Raw genomic sequence first — 19341 nt, forward strand, 5'->3', positions numbered from 1 at the left:
GGCTAATCTCTTTATCTAAACCCTAGATGTAAGACTCCGTCGAATAGACTGAAAAAGCATTTTAAAAATGCGAAATTACTTTTACGTGCGTAATATCAGTTAAATAAGAACGATTTATAAAGCAGTAAATTCGCCAAAGTAGCATTCATCTACTTTGGCTTTTTTAGATTTATCTAGCAAGCAAGTGCTATTCAACGAATTGCACGCTATTCTGAATGCCACAAGATTCTACAAAATATGCATCATGTGAAACGAGGATCACCGCACCTGTATAATGCTGGATGGCTTGAGCCAATAATACTCTAGACTCTATATCTAAGTGGTTTTCAGGTTCATCTAACAATAAAAGCTCAATATTCGGTGTTAAATAATTTAAGCCTAACAAGGTCACTTTTAAACGCTCACCACCACTTAAACAGTGAAATGGCAGTTCCGCTTTTTGACCACGGATTCTAAGTTGACCGAGTTGATTCCGCCATTCCGTTGATGAAACCTCACGATTAAACTTTGCCAAATTGTCCAAAACACTCAATTCAGGTGATAAATCACTCAAGTTTTGGTCTAAATACAGGGTATGCACAGACAAAAATAATTCATGGCTAGACTGTGATGTGACCTGACTCAGATACTTTAGAAATGTAGATTTACCAATACCATTTTTTCCTTTTAAATGAATTTTTTCACCTGCCTGTAAGGCCAAGGCGAAAGGCTGGTGCTGAGATGTTTTGCGATGAAAATGTTTAACTCTTAAGATTTCTCCTGTTTTTTCAGCGTGATGTTGAAAAACGAATTGCTGCTCTTTGACATACTCAAGTTGTTGCTGTGACTGAATCAGTTGAGATCTCTTTTCTTCCAATTGCTTCTGCTGTTGCGTTTGAACTGTCGCGAGGCTTTGACCAGCTTGTTCTTTTTTAAAATCAAGTAATACTTTGGCTTGGGAGCCTGACTTGCGTAGTGCATAACCTTGTTGTTCTCGTTTTTGCGCTTTCACCTGTGTTTCGTGTTGCTGTGATTTGAGTTGTTTTAACTCACGCTGATGCTGTATAGCATTACGCTGTAATGCTTTATTTTTCAGATCATTTTGTTGAACGTAGTCTTCATAGTTACCAGTAATATGACTGAGTCCAAACTCATTTAAAGCGTAGATATGCTCTACATGTTGCAGCAACTCTCGATCATGACTGACAAAAAATGCACCGGCAGGATGGTTTTTTAAGCGATCGATGAGCCATAAACGTGAAGATACATCTAAATGATTACTTGGCTCATCCAAAAGCAAATAATGGTCGGGTTTTAAAAATAATGCACACAAAGCCAATTTGGTTTTTTGACCTTCACTCAGCTGAGCGACTGGGAAATTTAAATCTGTTGGAAGTGAAGCCTGCTTAAGTTGTTGCGGCCAAAGTGTAGGAAGGTGCCACTGGTTTTCAATCAGTTCAAAGTCTTCAAAACTGGCATTGCCTATTTCGATACGTTGAAATGCGTCATATAAATTTTCCACACCGAGTGCAGAAGCAATCGTGTCAGCTTCTAGTCGAGTAAATTGTGATAAATAGGCATGTGGTACATTCCATGAAATTTCCCCTTCGTATGGGAGATCTTTCAGATTTTGCTGATGTAAAATTTTAAGGATGCAGGACTTTCCTAAACCATTGCGACCAATACATGCCGAAAGCTGTTGTTGATTGAGGTTAAATTTCAGGTTTTTAAAAAGTGTTTTAGAAGGAAATTCCAAGCTTAGTTTGGAAATTGTACAAGTTGTTTGAGTCATAGATGCACCTTGCGATAGCAAAGATGCGCAATACAAATAACTAATTTTATTCTATAAAAAAGACAATATTTGAGAAAATGCAGTCGAAGTCATTAGCCATGTGTTTGCACATCAAAAAAATGGATTTGATGATGAAAAAAACAGGGCTTACTTCATTGGAAATACTCGAATTAAAAATAAATGGAAAAAGCTTTAAACAGGCTAATTTTGTGCAGTCTAATAAATGTTTATTTATTAATCAATACATCAAATTTTAAAAATAGGTCGCTATAATTGACAGCAGAGTTATTTAATACAACAAAATAGCAAAAAACTATTGTCAAACCGATGAATACAGCGTATTTTAATTTTCAGACAGATACTTTTTGATGAAATCAAGATGTTAAAGCAACCTTTAATCTCAAACGCATACTATTACTTCTGGCAGTTTAGATAATTGCCTGAACGCGTTCGGGCATGAAAAAGGTTGCCCACCAAGTTTATACCTGATCGGCAACCCTGATCAGGTTTTTTTATGTCTTGATTTTTATAACATTTTTGGAGAAATCTCATGTTTACAGTAAATAATTCATATTTTAGCAACGGTTATTGGTTTTACTTTAGTCAGTCTATGTCTAAAGCCTTGAAGTCCCAAAGTCCCATAACGCTCAGATAAAAGATCGGACTGTTTATACGTACAGTCCAAAGGAATAGAACCAATGAATGCGCTAAATACAGCTTTACAACAAACTCAAAATTCAGAAATTCAGAAATCTACACAGTCAAAAGAAACGCTTTTGAGCTTGCCACATCAACTGAAACAACAATTACCTTTATCAGTTCATGCTGCAGAACAAATTGCTGCACATCGTGCAACGATTCAAAATATTTTGACGGGTCAAGACCCGCGTCTAATGATTATTACAGGTCCATGTTCAATCCATGATCCGATTGCTGCTTTGGAATATGCTGAAAAATTAAAACAATTACAGGCACAGGTTTCAGATCAAATTTTTCTTGTGATGCGCGCATATATTGAGAAACCACGTACTACAGTGGGCTGGAAAGGCTATATGTATGACCCAAGTTTAGATGGATCATCTAATATGCAGTTGGGCTTAGAAAAATCACGTGAGTTGTACTTACAAATTATTGAAATGGGTTTGCCGATCGCCTCTGAAATTTTAAGCCCAATGGCGACAGGTTATTTTGATGACCTTTTGGCATGGGGTGCAATCGGTGCACGTACCAGCGAATCACAAATTCATCGTGAAATCTCAAGTCATATGCCATACAGTATCGGTTTCAAAAACGGAACAGATGGATCAATCCAAATTGCTCTAGATGCCATTCAATCTGCTTCGCATCCACACCAGTTCTTAGGTATGAGTCAAACTGGCTTACCGTGTATTTTAGAATCTGTTGGTAACCCGCAAGCACATTTGATTTTACGTGGCTCCAATACAGGTCCAAATTATAGTTTGGCTGAAATAGACAAAATTCGCAGAAAAGTAAAAGGCGATTTACCAGCTTTAGTGATCGATTGTAGTCATGGCAATAGCCATAAAGACCCAATGAAGCAACCTGAAGTATTACGTACAATTGTAGCAGAGCGTGAGCATACCCAAGTGCGTGGAGTGATGTTGGAAAGTCATTTGGTGGACGGAAATCAAAAAATTAGTTGTGACATGACTTATGGTCAGTCTGTAACAGATGGATGCTTAGGTTGGGACAAAACCATTGATTTGATTCAACAGGTTGCGAATGAACTTCGTGCATCACAAATCAAACGTAGTGCTTAACAATCCAGAGCATATTCAGTCTGAATTGATGTAGCCCAAAGCCTTAGAATATTGATTGTTCTAAGGCTTTTATTTTGAAATTTACTTTATTGTTTACTGCGATATAAAAATTGAAAAATGGCATATTTCCTAAAATATATACTGATAATTCAGTATTTTATGTTTGAGTGAATCACACTTTTTATGCACAATAATATCTAAGCCCAATACAGCGCCTGAAATAATGACAATCTGTGCTTGGGTGTTTGAAATTTTATATTGGGGAAGTTGATGTACACTGCTGAATTGCTGGAAGAAGCACGCCGTTTTATGTTCCACATGTTAACCAAAGTGGTTGAATATGGTGGTTCTGATTTATTTATTACGGCAGATTTTCCACCAAGTATTAAACATCAAGGCATGATGAAACCCTTTGGGCAGCAAGCGCTTGATGCTGAGAAAACAAAGCTTTTCGCCTATAGTTTGATGAATGAGAAGCAGCGCAAAGAATTTGAGAAAGAATTAGAATGTAACTTTGCGATTAGTGTGCCAAACGTTTCGCGTTTTCGTGTCAATGTATTTCAGCAACAGTTACATGTAGGTATGGTCATTCGTACCATTACCGCAGAAATTCCAAATTTTGAAAAGCTTAAATTACCGGCTTCGCTTAAGCACGTGATTATGGAAAAACGTGGTTTGGTTTTAGTGGTTGGCGGAACAGGTTCAGGGAAATCAACCTCTTTAGCGGCGCTGATTGATTATCGAAATGAAAACAGCGCAGGGCATATCATCACTGTTGAAGACCCAGTGGAATATGTGCATAAGCATAAAAAATCCATGATTACACATCGTGAAGTCGGTGTAGACAGTCATTCGTGGCATAACGCCTTAAAAAACACTCTAAGACAAGCGCCAGATGTGATTTTAATCGGTGAAATTCGTGACACCGAGACGATGGAACATGCGATTGCCTTTACTGAAACAGGGCATTTATGTTTAGGTACGCTACATTCAAATAATGCCAATCAAACCCTAGATCGAATCATTAACTTCTTCCCAGAAGAGCGAAGAAATCAATTGCTTATGGATTTATCGAGCAATATGAAAGCGATTGTTTCGCAGCGTTTAATCCGGACTGAAGATGGTAAAGGACGCCGTGCAGCCGTTGAAATCATGTTAAACACGCCGCTTATTTCAGATTTGATTTTGAAAGGTGAGTTTCATGAATTAAAAGCGATCATGGCAAAATCTCGTGAACTTGGGATGCAAACTTTCGACCAAGCTTTATTTGATTTATATAATGACGGCGCAATTTCTTATGAAGAGGCCTTAAGAAATGCTGATTCAACCAATGAACTACGTTTGCAAATTAAACTAAAAAGTTCACGTGCAAATGGTACTTCAGCGGCTGCGCAATCGTTTAGTATGGTTGAAGAAAAGAAAGAAGAACCTGAAAGCACCGAAGCTTCGGAAGAAATATAAGCTGCATATTCATGCAAATGGTATATAAGCCAATTTAGCTATCAAATTGAAATAAAAAAATCAGCCTGAGGGCTGATTTTTTAGATATTAGAAATATTTACAGACCAGCTTCGTATTGCTCGCTTGTCAACAAAGCATCTACATCAGCCATATTGTCTGGTTTAATTTTATAAATCCAACCTTTGCTATAAGGTGCATCATTTACAAAATCAGGATCATCTTCAAGGTCCGGATTGACTTCAACAACCACACCAGAAACTGGAGCATGAATATCAGAAGCAGTTTTTACCGACTCAACCACACCCGCTTGTTCGCCAGCTGTGATATGTTGACCCACATCTGGTGCTTCAACATAAACTAAATCACCCAATGCGTCTTGTGCATGATCAGAAATGCCTGTAACAACAAGGTCACCTTCAATTCGCACCCATTCATGTGTACTTGCGTACTTTAAATCTGAAGGATGATTCATTGATAACTCCTTAAATCCATTAAATTCATTTTTGGCATGAGTTATACATGCTTTTTACGTAAAACAAAAGACTTATAAGTACGGATCTTTACGCCAATTGCTTGGGCTACGACCACTCCAGCGTTTAAATGCACGGCTGAAATTGGCAACATCGCTATAGCCCAATTCATCAGCAATTTGCTCTAAGGTAAAGTCAGTCCGTGATAGAAGCGAAGTAGCATGGCGGTAGCGAACTTCGTCGACCAAAGTTGAAAATGAAGTCCCTTCAGCAGCAAGTTGGCGTTTAAGGGTTCGATCGGACATGTGTAGCCGTTCAGCAACACTTTCGATACTTAAATAGTGCTGCTCGGAGTTGGTTAAAATGTCACGAACGCGCATGGCAATACGGTGACGTTCGCCCAAAGCGGAGAGTTCAGCTTCACATTGATTAATCGCGATTTGACTGGCAATCGGGTCTGCATGGACCAATTTATTGGTTAAATATTGCTTATCAAAACTGAGTAAAAGGTGTGGCTGATCAAATCTAAATTGGTGGCGTGGATATTTTGCAATAAACCGCTCAAAACCTTCAGGTTGAGGAAAATCAAAATCAATTTCACCAGCAGAATAATCCACACCGGTAATTGCTTTGCCCATGCTGATCATGCCAAAAATTAAGGCAATTGAAATCTCAGTACGTAAAGGCTCAATCGTAACGTCTGTTTGTAGTTGAACAGTCGCTTTGGTTCCAAAAGTTGAGAAAAAAAGCTGTAAAAAGGGCATGCGTAGCTGAATAAAACGGTTTGCCAAGACTAAGGCATCGGTTATGTCCTTCGCCGTCATGATGGCATAGCCAATAAAACCATGAATAGAGATGCGCATTTGGTTGCCCAAATGAAAACCTAAAGTGGGCTCACCGGTTAATCGTAGTGCGTGCTCTACCAATTGATTGGCGATGGGTGTTGGAATACGGAAATCTGGTTCAGCCAATTGTTCGCTGTTTAATTCGAAGGGACTAAATAATGTCTCTGCAGTGTAGCCCCATCGAGAGACCACATCTAAAAGGAGCAATCCATATACTCCGGGAATACCCTGATCCTGACGGGAATTAATTGTTTTCATAGCGTTCCGTTGCAATGCGGGTTTTTCTTCTGTTCAAGCTTATATTGGCATGATTCTGTGTTGTATCCCACAAAAATTGTTGGACAAACTGACTAGGCTCAATTATTTATAGCGGCCTACCTAGCGTTGTAAAGTAGGCCGTTAAGGATTAATTCGGTTTAAAATCTTTGGAAAAGACCACAATTTTGGTCGTAGACATATACAGAACGTCATTGTGCTGATTGAGCGCTTGCGTAACATAGGTCACAATGCCGCGGTCTGTCTTACTTTTCGACGGAGTAATTGCAAATATTTCAACTTCTACACGAATTTTATCCCCCGGACGTGTTGGGCGCGGCCAACGCAGACTTGACTCTGAGCCAATTAAGCCATAAGCCACAGGGAAACATTCAGTCCATAAGCGCATTGTTACAGCAGCAGTATGCCAACCACTTGCCGCTAGCCCTTGAAAGATCGGGTGCTGTTGGGCTTTGACTTCATCTGTATGAAATTCCTGAGGATCAAAAGCGTTGGCAAATTGCTTGATTTCTTCAACAGTCATTTCATATTCACGACTGCTAAAGTGATCACCAACTTTAAGGTCTTCCAGATACAGCATTTTCATCTTCCTTTGATTCTACTTTATGTTGTTCTATTAAAAATCCACCGGTTTGACGCTGCCACAAGTGTGCATAAATACCATTCAAAGCAACAAGCTCTTCGTGGGTGCCTTGCTCAGCAATACGTCCTTGATCCAAGACAATCAAGCGATCCATTTGCGCAATGGTTGAAAGTCGATGCGCAATGGCAATCACAGTTTTACCTTGCATCAAATCATCTAAACTCGATTGAATCGCGGCTTCGACTTCTGAATCGAGCGCACTTGTGGCTTCATCTAAAATTAAAATCGGTGCGTCTTTTAAAAATACTCGAGCAATCGCAATACGTTGACGCTGACCACCTGATAATTTTACGCCACGTTCACCGACAAATGCGTCATAGCCACGTTGGCCACGTAAATCGATCAATTGAGGAATGAATTCGTCAGCTTTCGCTTTACGCACTGCATCATACATTTCTTCATCGGTTGCATTCGGGCGACCATATTTAATATTTTCTTCAACTGTACGATGCAATAACGAGGTGTCTTGGGTCACCAATGCAATATTTTTTCTTAAGCTATCTTGGGTAATATCTTCTATATTTTGGCCATCAATCGAAATACGACCATGATTGATATCGTAAAAGTGGAGTAAAAGTTGAATTAATGTCGATTTTCCGGCACCCGAACGTCCGACAATACCGATTTTTTCGCCTGGTCGAATGGTTAAATTAAATTGATCGATGACATTTTTATCATTATAAGCAAAACTGACGTCCTCAAATTTAATTTCGCCTTGCGGTACTTTTAAGTCGGTTGCATCAGCTTTGTCTTGAATATGAATTGGGCGGCCCATGGTTTTCATCCCATCTTGAATGGTCCCGACATTTTCAAATAGGGCAGATGTTTGCCACATCATAAACTCGGAAATACTACTGAGTTTTAAAATCATGGCGGTCGCTGCTGCAATGACCCCAAGCTCAGCTTGACCATCCATCCAGAGCCAAACGGCTGTTCCCAGTACGCCACCATATAAAACAATGATCAGCAAATTCGTCGCGATGTTGTATTTTGCAGCAAGTCGCATTTGCTTATACACCGTCACCATAAACTCTTTCATAGAGGCTTTAGCATATTGGCTTTCGCGTCCTGCATGGGCAAACAATTTCACCGTTTGAATGTTGGTGTAGGCATCGGTGACACGACCAGTCATTACTGCGCGTGCATTGGCTTGTTCATTTGAAATTTTGCTTAATTTTGGGATGAAATAGCATGCAGAACCAATAAATAAAGCCAGCCAAAGTAATAAAGGAATAATCAACAGTGGCGATATAGCACCTAAAATGACAGTGATCGAAATCAGGTAAATGAAGACATAGGCCAACATGTCACCAAGAATAATCCAAAACTCACGTACAGCCAGTGAAGTTTGCATAACCTTGGCAGATAAACGACCAGCAAAGTCGTTGTGGAAGAAATCTAAACTTTGTTTCAATAATAAGTTATGAAATCTCCAACGTAGGCGCATTGGAAAGGTACTATATAAAATCTGATGTTTAATAATGGTTTGAAGGCAAGAAAAGAAGATATTTGCCAATAAAATAAAGCTTAAAATAGTTAGATTCGTCTGGTGCTGCTGTAAAAAGGTTTCAGGCTGAGACTTACTGATCCAATTGACTAATTCGCCAATTTTGGAATAAAGCAATGCTTCAAAACTCGCTACACCAGCTGTACAGAGTACCAATAACAAGAGGTATTTTTTTACACCCGTTGCAGCTTGCCATACAAAGGGGAAAAATTTTGTTGGCAATGGTTTATTCAAGTCCTGTTCAGGATAAGCGTCAACTAAATTTTCAAACCATTTAAGCATGCAGATAACCTGAGAATTTTACTGTAATTAATCTTTCTTTCTTCAGCTCTGAGTGTAATGGATTCGCTAATTTTTCTCCATTTTGATTTGTTTATTTACTTAAAAAGCTTGGCTGCAAAAATTCATAAAATTAAAATGCACAACCCGATTACGACCTTGGCGTTTTGCTTCATATAAAGCAATATCGGCTTGTTTAATTAACTGATCAAGTTTGGCGTGGTCAGGGTCAATTTTGGAAACACCAATGGAGATCGAAAATTTCACCAATTGACCATCCATATGAAATTGATATTGTTCCATTTTATGTCTTAACCGTTCAGCAATTTTTAATGCATCTTCTGGGACAGTAAAAGGTAAAAGTACAATAAATTCTTCACCTCCAAAACGTGCCAACATATCGTAAAAACGCATTTCTTTCCGTGCAATTTCAGCAATTTGGCATAGCACTTGGTCGCCGACATCATGTCCGTATTGATCATTAATCGCTTTAAAATGATCGACATCAAAAATCAAAAGACTGGTACAGACCGTCATTGGGGTTTCTTGGATTTTTTTATTGGCAGCATGTACAAATTGGCGACGATTGCTTAACTGGGTTAATTCATCCGTATGGGCAATTTTGCGCAGGGTATGAAAGTTCCAGTCATCTAGCAGCGCTCTTAGAAAGGTTTTACGAGAGTTGAGCGTAGAGTTCCAGCAGATATACATACTGAACAGCAGCACAGGAACGTACACCAATAAAAATATTGTAAAATCACCAAAATCATTAATGCGCCATGCGCCAAAAAGGATCGCTGCCGTGATCATGGCTGAGGTCATAATCGAAGGGCGAAAATGCACATGAATACTTAAATTACCCAATACGATCAAAATAATGGCGGCATATTGATAGCTATGAACCAGTTCATTTTTCGACTGAAGTAATATCTCAAACCAGAGGATTGCAGAAAGGCAAGTCGCTAGTGGTAATATTAAATCGAGCAATTTAATCTGTTTGATATATTTAAACAGAACATAGTTCAGGCTAAATGCACCAATAATAGCAATGATACGAATCACACCTGACAGTACTTCTATGTCAGGCAGAACATAGCGATCTGCCCAAAAATAGATTAAAAATGCCAATTGAGCGAAATAGTTGACCTGCTTTAAATAGTCTTTCTGGTTGTAGTACAAAAATTTGTAATAAGCATTTTTAAACTGTGCCGGGATACGTGCAATCGGGTCGGATAAAGCACGCTCAATACGGACACGATTCTCTAAGTCACATGCTTCTGCCTGTATGAGCGTATGTTTGGCAGAAGTGCGATTCATCGATTCTATGAGTAATTGTGATTCGTTTTTAACTGATTTCCGAGAAGGTTGATTGGGGCCTTCCATGATCAAGTTCCTATTTTAGAAGCGTTTTTATGCAACTGTTAATAAATAGTATCTAAAAATGTCTACATTTGTATAGTATTTGTTCTGGTTTTTTTAATTATTTTAGCTGTTTCAGATGAATTATATGTTTAAGGAAATATTGCTCTGGGCATTTATCTGGTTCGCTCTCATTCCTTGCAACGCATGATCAATAATCATTTGTGATAGTTGAGTAGGTTTTAAACGAAAGTCCCATATATATTCAACAGCCATTGTGACTTTTTTAATTTACAGAATTTCTACTTCGAATATACATGGGAAGACGAACGTTTAGGCCTTAGATTTTATCGGCATTTGGTTGGATGAGGGCTTTAAAATCGGCACTAGAAGGGGCTTGATAGATTTTAAGTCCAAACTCAGGTGTGATTGCGATCAGATGGTCAAAGATATCCGATTGAATCGCTTCATAATCTTTCCATGCAATAGTTTTACTAAAAGCATAAATCTCTAAAGGAATGCCTTCACTCGTGGGTTGTAACTGACGCACCAAAATCGTTTGGTGTTGGGCAATGCCTGAATGCTGTTGTAAATAAAATTCTACATAGGCACGAAAGGTCCCAAGATTGGTTAAACGGCGCTGATTATATTGCGACTGATTGGAAAGTTGCTGATTAAACTGAGCAAGCTCTTCATGCTTATGATCAAGATATTGATCTAATAATAAAAATTCTTTGAGTTTATTTTGCTCATCCTGAGTCATGAAATGAATAGAGCTTTGATCGATATAAAGTGAGCGTTTGATGCGGCGTACACCGGACTGTGCCATACCACGCCAGTTTTTAAAGGTGTCTGTCACCAGTTTATTGGTTGGAATCGTGGTAAAGGTCTTATCAAAGTTCTGTACAGTAATGGTATGTAATGACATATCAATGACATCGCCATCCGCATTGAGCGAGGGCATTTCAATCCAGTCACCAATTCGCACCATGTCATAAGAAGAAATTTGTACCGAAGCCACCAGTGACAAAATGGTATTTTGGAAGACCAACATCAGTACAGCCGCCATAGCACCGAAGCCTGCGAGTAATGTAAATACATCTTTTTTCAGAAAAGTACCTAAGATCATTAGGCCACAAACCAAAAAGATGATCAATTTGACCAACTGCAAATAGCCTTTAATTGGTTTGTTTCTAGATTTTGGATTACGTTGATAAATCAGATTAAAAATATTTAGTAATTCAGAAATGGCTAAAGCAATGGTCAGGAAGATAAAGGCCTGACAAGCCATTTGAACGATTGAGATAAACTTCACAGATAAATGTGGGACTGTGGTTATGCCATTTAAGATTACAATTGCTGGAACAATGTTGGCAAAGCGTTTAATCACACTATGTTCTGACAAAATTTGACTGTGGCTAAAGGCCATTTTAGACACGAGCTTACGAATACCACGTACCACAATTTGCTTGGCGATAAAATTTGCAATGATGGCAAAAATAATAATGAAACTGAGCGATGTCAGCATTTCTAACCAAGGGTATTGATCTGACCAATCTTGAATATTTTTAATGAACTGAAATTTTTCCAAAATTATCCTACTCTTATTGAAGTAAATGAAAGGGTTAATGATCAAACTATTGTAATTGTGGTGATTATATAAGCAATTTTATACTCGTAAAATTTACGGAGTTACGACATGTATAGTCCATAATGTTACTTATTGGGTGCTAAGGAATGATTTTTTGAAGGTATAACCGATATTTATGGACTGAAAAAGATTAATGTTGATAAAAAAAAGCCCCCGAATCGGGAGCTTCATTGGCGATTTGAAGTGCTTACCACATTAAATCATCAGGAATTACATAAGCTGCATACGGATCTTCTTCATCCGTGGTTTGTTCATTCACTTCAGAATTATTCACAATAATAAAGCCTTCCATTTTCGCATTAATACGGTCGGCTAATTCTTTTGGTAAAAAAGCATAGTTGCTATTTTCCCGTGCAATAACAAGACTGCCAGCAACCAAGGCATTATAAATTTGCTGATTGATATAAAGCTTTTTGATCTTGGCATCATCGATAAATTGATAGGTCGATTCGCCATCGGTATCACGAATTTTATGCTGATTAATCATTTGCATGATGGCAGCTTTTAATTCTTTTTCTTGCAACACTGCTTTACGATCTTGCTCTAAAGCATGATCTTTTGCGATTTTTTGCTGCTGATCTTGCTCAATTTTCGCCTTGATTTCAGCATCTTTACTTTCACCGGTACGTTTTTCATGTACGGCTTGTTTAGACAATTTTTTTGCCTTTTTATTATCGACCAGACCTGCTTTAAGCAGTTGCGCCTGTAATGCATTTTTAACCATAGTACGTTCCAACTAATCGTGTATATGTCGATAATGAAAATAGATGATCCAATATACTGCGCTCATAACTACACTGAGTGCGGCAGGAATTAGGAATGCGTTTAATTTTAAATAAGGATAAAGCCAACTGGCAAGTATGCCACCAACGATAAATCCCGCCAAAATTAATAAATGTAAGACCACACGTTTCGACTCAACCGGAAGTCCACGGGCTTTATAACCCAAAGCCAAACCTAAGTCCGTCAAAACACCAGAAAGGTGTGTGGTACGAATAATGGTACCTTTATAGTGGCTAACCATTGCATTTTGTACACCCATCGCCACACATGCCCAAAGCAAAGCGTAACGTGGAAAATAGGGCAATAGTAGCCAACACAGGACAATAAAAAAAGCCACCAAGCTTAATGGGACGCCATAACGTCTGGTTAAGCTAAAGTGACTATTTCCAAGAATAAGCCCACTATAAAATGAGCCAATCACATAACAGAGTAAGACTAAAATCAAATAAATAATCGTATTTGGCTGCCATGCAATGAAGGCCATGGCTAACATACTGACATTACCCGTCATGTGAGATACCGACTGGTGCAAGATCGTCACCAGGCCGAGTACATTAATCATTCCTGCATTCACTGCGAGAAAAAAAGCACCCAGTTGTATCCAAAGCGGTAAAGTCTGAAAAGGCATGGCCTCGCCTTAAAAAGTATCCAATATCAGGATATTATCTTAAACCACGGTCTACTGCAGCTGTAAATAATACGTCAGTCGAAGAGTTTAAAGCTGTTTCAGTTGAATCTTGAAGTACACTAATGACCATACCAATGGCAACAACTTGCATCGCGATATCGCTTGAAATACCAAACAGGCCACAAGCCACTGGAATAAGCAGCAATGAACCACCAGCAACACCTGAAGCACCACATGCAGAAACGGTAGCAACGACTGATAAAATCAACATTGTGCTGAAATCAACAGAAATGCCCAAAGTATGAACTGCTGCTAGTGTGAGGACTGTAATTGTGACCGATGCGCCTGCCATGTTGATTGCAGCACCAAGTGGAATTGCAACACTTGCAGTCGATTCTGGGACACCAAGACGCTTCGCAAGGTCAAGGTTTACAGGAATGTTTGCAGCAGAACTACGCGTAAAGAATGCAGTGATACCACTTTCACGTAAACATTGGAAAACCAATGGGAACGGATTTGAGCGGGTCATAAATGCCACCATTAGTGGATTGACGACCAAGGCAACAAAGAACATGGTACCAATTAAGACCGCAAGTAAGTGTGCATAGCTGATCAGTGTTTTCAAACCTGAGTCGGCAAATGTAACAGCAACCAAACCAAAGATACCGACAGGTGCAAAGTTAATCACTAAACGGATCACTTTATTCACTGCATCAGCAGCGTCAGATAAAAAGACTTTGGTGTTCTCTGATGCATGACGAAATGCAATACCTAAGGTAACAGCCCAAGCCAAAATACCAATGAAATTTGCTTCAGAAATTGCTGTAACAGGGTTTGCGACAAAACTTAATAATAAGTTTTTCAATATTTCAGCAAGACTGCCTGGCGGCACAAGGTTTTCTGCAGCAACATCAAGAATTAATGTACTAGGGAATAAAAGGCTTGCTACTACTGAACTTAAAGCAGCAAGGAACATACCAATAGCGTACATCAACATAATCGGTTTAATGTAAGAATTACTGCTACCCACTTTGAAATTTGCAATGGATGACAGTACAAGTACAAAGACCAGTATCGGTGCTACGGATTTCAATGCCTTAATGAATAAATCACCAAGCAAACTTAAATAGGGTGCAACGCCCGGAGCCACAACAGCAACCAATACACCTAAAATAATGGCGATAATAATTCGGGTTACTAAACTCAAGCGTGTAAATGCTGAAAACATAGGAGAGCCTTGTCAGAATTACAATGACAAAATGATGAAAATTAGCCCTGTATTTTATACGAAAATGTGGAATGCTTAAAAAATAATTTAATTTAAAAATAAAACTTTGTTTTTTATAATCTATTTTTGTGTATTAAAATGTAAACCCTTCAAAACTCACTGTTTATCAAATTCGCATTGATTAAACAGTGAGCTAATAGGCCTTTAAATTTGGTACTCAGAACTGGCTGTCGCAAGCTCAGTAACGGCTTGATAGTGGGTGAGAAAAATTTGACCACTCAAATGCGTGAGTAATTTTGAGTGCTGCAATTTGTCCATGACAGGGCCTTTGACCTCGGAAAAATGCAGTCGAATATCTAATTTTGATAATTCAGCATTTAACTCTTCCAACATTTCTAAGGCACTTAAGTCAATTGAACTGACGCTTGAGCAATTGATAACAACATGCTCTAGATCAATATTTTCACTGACTTCATTGATCAGGAAACCTTTAAGCGTATTGGCATTTAAAAACGAGATATTTTCATCTATACGGAGCGAGAGAATATGTGGTGCGGTATAGACATGATGGCGCTGTACATTGCGGAAGTGCTGTGTGCCCTCGACTAAACCGATCACCGCAATATGTGGACGACTGATGCGCCATAACAACAGAATAAAGGTAGAAATGATGCCAATAATGAGACCTGTAGAAATATCGATACACACCACACCGAAAAAGGTCACCCACATCGCAATCCCGTCAGCTTTTGAATAACGCCATGTATCCACAAAAGGTTTAAAGTCGACTAATTTCCAAATGGAAACAATAATTGTGGCCGCCAAGATGACTAAAGGTAAGTCTTGGAAACAACCAGTGAAGTAGAGACTGACAACGATAATCAGCAATGACGACAACACACCTGCCATCGGGGTTTTTGCACCTGCATCTGCATTAACCACTGTACGAGATAAGCTACCCGTCACAGGAAAGGCAGAGCTAACCCCAGCGCTTAGATTGGCTAAACCTAGAGCGATCAACTCTTGGTTACTATTAAGTTGGCTTCGTTGTTGTAAGGCAGTAGCTTGGGCGATAGACAGTGACTCAACAAAACTAATCATTGCAATCATTGTTGCACCGGGCAGTAAGGTTTGTACCAGTTCCCAGTTCCAATGTGGAAAGCTTAAGGGTGGAAAACCTGAAGGAATTTCACCGACGGTTTTAATACCGACATTTTGCAGGTCAAATAACATCACCGATGCAATTGAGATCACCACTAGTATCAATGGAAGTGCTTTACTTAGAAAGGCAGTAGAGCCGAATCGAGATTGGATCGATTGAGTGGCCAACATTTTTGGTACATAGATTAAAAACAGTATGGCCAGCACACCAAAGATGAGTGAAGCAAAGTGAGTTAAACTCAGGTATTCCCACAGACTTAAAACAAACTCAGGGATGTTGTTGGCTTTTAGCGGGACATCGACAAGAAACTTAAACTGACCGAGCGCAATGAGCAGAGCCGAGGCAATAATGAAGCTTTTAATGACAGGATGACTGATCAGCTGAATTAAAAAACCAAAACGTAGTACACCTAGCAGCAGAGAAATCAGCCCGACCATTAAGGCCAAAAGTGTAGCGGCTTCAATATAAACAGGCGAACCAACTTCAAATAGCGGATTGAGCGTGGCGAAGGTCATCATCGAAATGATTGCCACAGGGCCTATAGATAAGGTTGAACTTCCACCAATGAGGGCGTAGACAATCATAGGTAAAATACTGGCATATAAACCCATGATTGGGGGTAAACCTGCCAGCATGGAATACGCCATACCTTGAGGGACTAACATGGCAATCACGATTAGCGAAGCAAGTACATCAGATTTAAATTTCACAGTGCTGTAGTGCTGTAACCACTGCCAAGCAGGAAATTTCTGTAAGAAATGAGGTTTTAAATCTGACATAAACTTATCTAAATCACAATTTCATATATATTATGCATAAAAAATGCTAAGAAGTCTTGTGCAATAAATTTTGAGCGTACAACATTGCAGGAAATTTAAGGGGATATTTAAGAAGCCATCATTTTAAATGAATTAATGAAAAGTATGAGCTGATTTAAAGCTTTGGATATTCGATATAAATATAGATATTTTGAAGAAGTTTGGAGGGTAAATTGAGATATTGAATTGCTGCCCATTGCGATAATTCATCTATAGTGGTGCAAGAACAGCATGTCTGGCTTGAAATTTTAAAATAACTGAGTGTTATTTATAAGATTGGTTGCAATACAATTGGTAAAGAGTATTGAGAACTTGAACTAAATTTGCATCTTTAATTGAATAATAAATTTGCTTTCCATCACGACGCGTGGTCACAACATCACTTTTGCGTAACATCATCAGTTGTTGTGAGAGGGTTGGCTGTTTAATATCAGTGATTTCTTCAATCTGAGACACATTCAATTCTTGCTGTGCTAGATGACATAAAATTAGTAGACGATCCGTATTTGCCAGCGACTTTAAAACGCCCACGACTAATTCGGCAGAATCACGCATAGTAGTGATTTCCAGATCGGTATTCATTGGATATGTCCATACGATTAACAACAGCTCAAGTATACGGATATCACGGCTTAATACATTGAATAAATAAGACAATTTCTATGGTTTTTTATGAAATCAAATATCATTAATTTTTATAAGTTTAAATTTAGTTAATCAGTTAAATTTATTGCTTGATTTTAGTGCAAGCTTTCACAAAATGCACATAAATATAAGACATTAGCTTAAAACATCATGCACACTTTGAAAATAATTGTATCATCTAAAGATCGTATTCAATAAATACACAAGGGATAAATAGTCATGACAACAGATTCAGCTTTTCCAGCAACGAGTAATTTAGGTATCGCAGTATATAGTAATAACGCTGAAGCGATTGGTAATACACCTTTAGTTCGTATTAATCGTGCGATTCAGTCAGAAGCAACGGTCTTGGCTAAAGTTGAAAGCCGTAACCCAGCATTTTCAGTGAAATGTCGTGTAGGTGCAGCTCTCATTGCAGATGCAGAAGAAAAAGGCTTATTAAAACCGGGTATGCATATTGTAGAACCTACAAGTGGTAATACAGGGATTGCTTTAGCATTTGTTGCAGCAGCGAAAGGTTATGCAATTACATTAACCATGCCAGCAAGTATGAGTATCGAACGCCGTAAGGTGTTGAAGTCTTTTGGTGCAAATCTCGTATTGACTGAACCTGCTAAAGGCATGAGAGGTGCGGTCGAAGAAGCACAGCGCCTCGTTGCCGAACATCCTGAAACGTATTATTTACCACAACAGTTTGAAAACCCTGCAAACCCTAAAATTCATGAATTGACCACTGGCCCAGAAATTTGGGAAGCGACCGGTGGTAAAGTGGATATTTTAGTTTCAGGTGTAGGTACAGGCGGTACGATTTCAGGCATTTCAAGCTATTTTGAAAAAGTGAAAAATCAGCCACTTTATTCTGTTGCGGTTGAACCGGCTGAATCTCCGATTATTGCCCAAGCGAAAAAAGGCGAAACACTGACTCCTGGGCCACACAAAATTCAGGGAATTGGCGCTAACTTTATTCCGGGTAACTTGGATCTAGACCTTGTTGATGAAGTGATCGGTATTGAAAGTGCTGAAGCGATCGAATGGGCACGTAAAACGGCTACTCATGACGGTATTTTAGTGGGTATCTCTAGCGGTGCTGCTATGGCTGCGGCGGCAAAACTTGCTGCGCGTCCTGAGAATGCAGGCAAAACTATTGTGGTCATTTTACCGGATGGTGGTGAACGTTATCTTTCGTCAGTTTTATTTGAAGATATTAGTGCTGACTAATAGGTCTGACATGAAAAAAAGCCCGTTCATTTGAATGGGCTTTTTTATTGATGATTTTGTTATTTATACTTGTCTTAAGCCGCGTCTTGATCATCGTTTTTGGCATTTTGTTGTTTAATTTTTCTTTTAGGTGGTTCATGTCCTAACTTTCGAGCGATGTATTTAAACAGGAAGCCTAAGAGTATGCATATCGTGACAGCAGGGATAACCACTTGAGTGAGCCAAACATCAATATGATCTAGACTCCAACTTAAAATTAAAAATAAAAAAGCACATAAATATGCGCAGTTAAAGCAAATGTTCGACAGTTTGTACATACGAAAGAGAGTAATTCGTTTGGTGGTCACGAATCTCTATCTTACTGAATAATGAGGAAATGTGTGGTTTTAATATCAGAAAAACAAACTAATTGAATAATCATTATTCAATATTATTGATTATGTTTTTAAATCTTCGCAATTCTTTATACCTTAAAGAAAAGCCTTGCTGTGAGTCAGAAAAACTTGACCTTCCCATTGTGGTAAAGTTTAAGCTATAGCCTAAAACAAGCACATATGATTGGGATTTTGCCATGACAGATTCGACAGAACGCAAACTTTTTGATGGCACACTTGCTATTGAAGGGATGACCTGTGCTTCTTGTGTGGCACGGGTGGAAAAAGCCTTAAAAAAAGTCGATGGCATCACTGATGCTCAAGTGAATTTAGCCACTGAAACAGCACATGTTCAGAGCGATAAAAGTGTGGATTATCCTGCTGTGATTCAGGCTGTTGAAAAGGCCGGTTTTGGTGTTGCACAGAAGCAGATTGAGCTTGA

Annotated in this window: 15 protein-coding genes and 1 pseudogene; 4 read left to right on the forward strand and 12 right to left on the reverse strand. The window is 38.8% G+C overall.

From position 1 onward, the window contains the following. Positions 1-187: 187 nt before the first annotated feature. Positions 188-1771 (reverse strand): ATP-binding cassette domain-containing protein, encoded by a 1584-nt coding sequence (locus MST16_RS07640; protein ID WP_180011452.1) that lies wholly within the window; start codon positions 1769-1771, stop codon positions 188-190. A 698-nt stretch (positions 1772-2469) separates the two neighbouring features. On the opposite strand from MST16_RS07640, the gene MST16_RS07645 reads away from it, so the two are divergent. After that, positions 2470-3552 (forward strand): 3-deoxy-7-phosphoheptulonate synthase, encoded by a 1083-nt coding sequence (locus tag MST16_RS07645; RefSeq protein ID WP_180011454.1) that lies wholly within the window; start codon positions 2470-2472, stop codon positions 3550-3552. A 270-nt stretch (positions 3553-3822) separates the two neighbouring features. Further along, a complete protein-coding gene (locus tag MST16_RS07650; protein ID WP_180092114.1) occupies positions 3823-5013 on the forward strand; it encodes a PilT/PilU family type 4a pilus ATPase in 1191 nt (396 codons plus the stop codon). 97 nt (positions 5014-5110) lie between these two features. Here MST16_RS07650 and gcvH read toward each other — a convergent pair whose 3' ends face one another. The 11 genes from gcvH to MST16_RS07705 form a co-directional block, all read right to left on the reverse strand. Beyond that, complete coding sequence (gene gcvH / locus MST16_RS07655; RefSeq protein WP_078193810.1) at positions 5111-5485, reverse strand: glycine cleavage system protein GcvH; 375 nt, start codon at positions 5483-5485, stop codon at positions 5111-5113. Between the two features lie 72 nt (positions 5486-5557). After that, positions 5558-6586: an AraC family transcriptional regulator gene (locus MST16_RS07660; RefSeq protein WP_180011731.1), complete on the reverse strand. Its 1029-nt coding sequence runs from the start codon at positions 6584-6586 to the stop codon at positions 5558-5560. 148 nt (positions 6587-6734) lie between these two features. Next, positions 6735-7184 carry a MaoC family dehydratase gene (locus MST16_RS07665; RefSeq protein ID WP_180011729.1) on the reverse strand — a complete coding sequence of 150 codons (450 nt, stop codon included), beginning with the start codon at positions 7182-7184 and terminating at the stop codon, positions 6735-6737. Beyond that, positions 7162-9036 (reverse strand): ABC transporter ATP-binding protein, encoded by a 1875-nt coding sequence (locus tag MST16_RS07670; RefSeq protein ID WP_180011727.1) that lies wholly within the window; start codon positions 9034-9036, stop codon positions 7162-7164. The genes MST16_RS07665 and MST16_RS07670 overlap by 23 nt, the downstream gene beginning before the upstream one ends. A gap of 99 nt (positions 9037-9135) precedes the next feature. Further along, complete coding sequence (locus MST16_RS07675) at positions 9136-10416, reverse strand: GGDEF domain-containing protein (protein ID WP_257222619.1); 1281 nt, start codon at positions 10414-10416, stop codon at positions 9136-9138. Positions 10417-10732: 316 nt separating this feature from the next. Then, complete coding sequence (locus tag MST16_RS07680) at positions 10733-11983, reverse strand: mechanosensitive ion channel family protein (RefSeq protein ID WP_180011725.1); 1251 nt, start codon at positions 11981-11983, stop codon at positions 10733-10735. A 247-nt stretch (positions 11984-12230) separates the two neighbouring features. Continuing rightward, a complete protein-coding gene (locus tag MST16_RS07685; protein WP_180011723.1) occupies positions 12231-12767 on the reverse strand; it encodes a DUF2058 domain-containing protein in 537 nt (178 codons plus the stop codon). Between the two features lie 12 nt (positions 12768-12779). Further along, the gene (locus MST16_RS07690) at positions 12780-13454 is read right to left on the reverse strand and encodes a YoaK family protein (RefSeq protein ID WP_180011721.1); all 675 of its coding nucleotides are present in this window, start codon (positions 13452-13454) and stop codon (positions 12780-12782) included. A gap of 34 nt (positions 13455-13488) precedes the next feature. Continuing rightward, complete coding sequence (gene sstT, locus MST16_RS07695; RefSeq protein ID WP_180011719.1) at positions 13489-14682, reverse strand: serine/threonine transporter SstT; 1194 nt, start codon at positions 14680-14682, stop codon at positions 13489-13491. A 204-nt stretch (positions 14683-14886) separates the two neighbouring features. Continuing rightward, positions 14887-16623: a SulP family inorganic anion transporter gene (locus tag MST16_RS07700; RefSeq protein WP_180011717.1), complete on the reverse strand. Its 1737-nt coding sequence runs from the start codon at positions 16621-16623 to the stop codon at positions 14887-14889. Positions 16624-16926: 303 nt separating this feature from the next. Then, positions 16927-17244 (reverse strand): helix-turn-helix transcriptional regulator, encoded by a 318-nt coding sequence (locus MST16_RS07705; RefSeq protein WP_078193801.1) that lies wholly within the window; start codon positions 17242-17244, stop codon positions 16927-16929. A gap of 282 nt (positions 17245-17526) precedes the next feature. Here MST16_RS07705 and cysK point away from each other — a divergent pair, with 282 nt between their 5' ends. Together cysK and MST16_RS17520 are read left to right on the forward strand one after the other, a co-directional pair. Further along, positions 17527-18525, forward strand: coding sequence for a cysteine synthase A (gene cysK, locus MST16_RS07710; protein WP_180011715.1), 999 nt, complete (start codon positions 17527-17529; stop codon positions 18523-18525). Between the two features lie 625 nt (positions 18526-19150). Beyond that, positions 19151-19258: pseudogene (locus MST16_RS17520) on the forward strand (cation transporter); the annotation flags it as partial. Between the last annotated feature and the right edge of the window lie 83 nt (positions 19259-19341).

Origin of the sequence: Acinetobacter sp. YH16040_T (genome assembly GCF_024605785.1) — a bacterium.
GTDB lineage: Bacteria > Pseudomonadota > Gammaproteobacteria > Pseudomonadales > Moraxellaceae > Acinetobacter > Acinetobacter amyesii.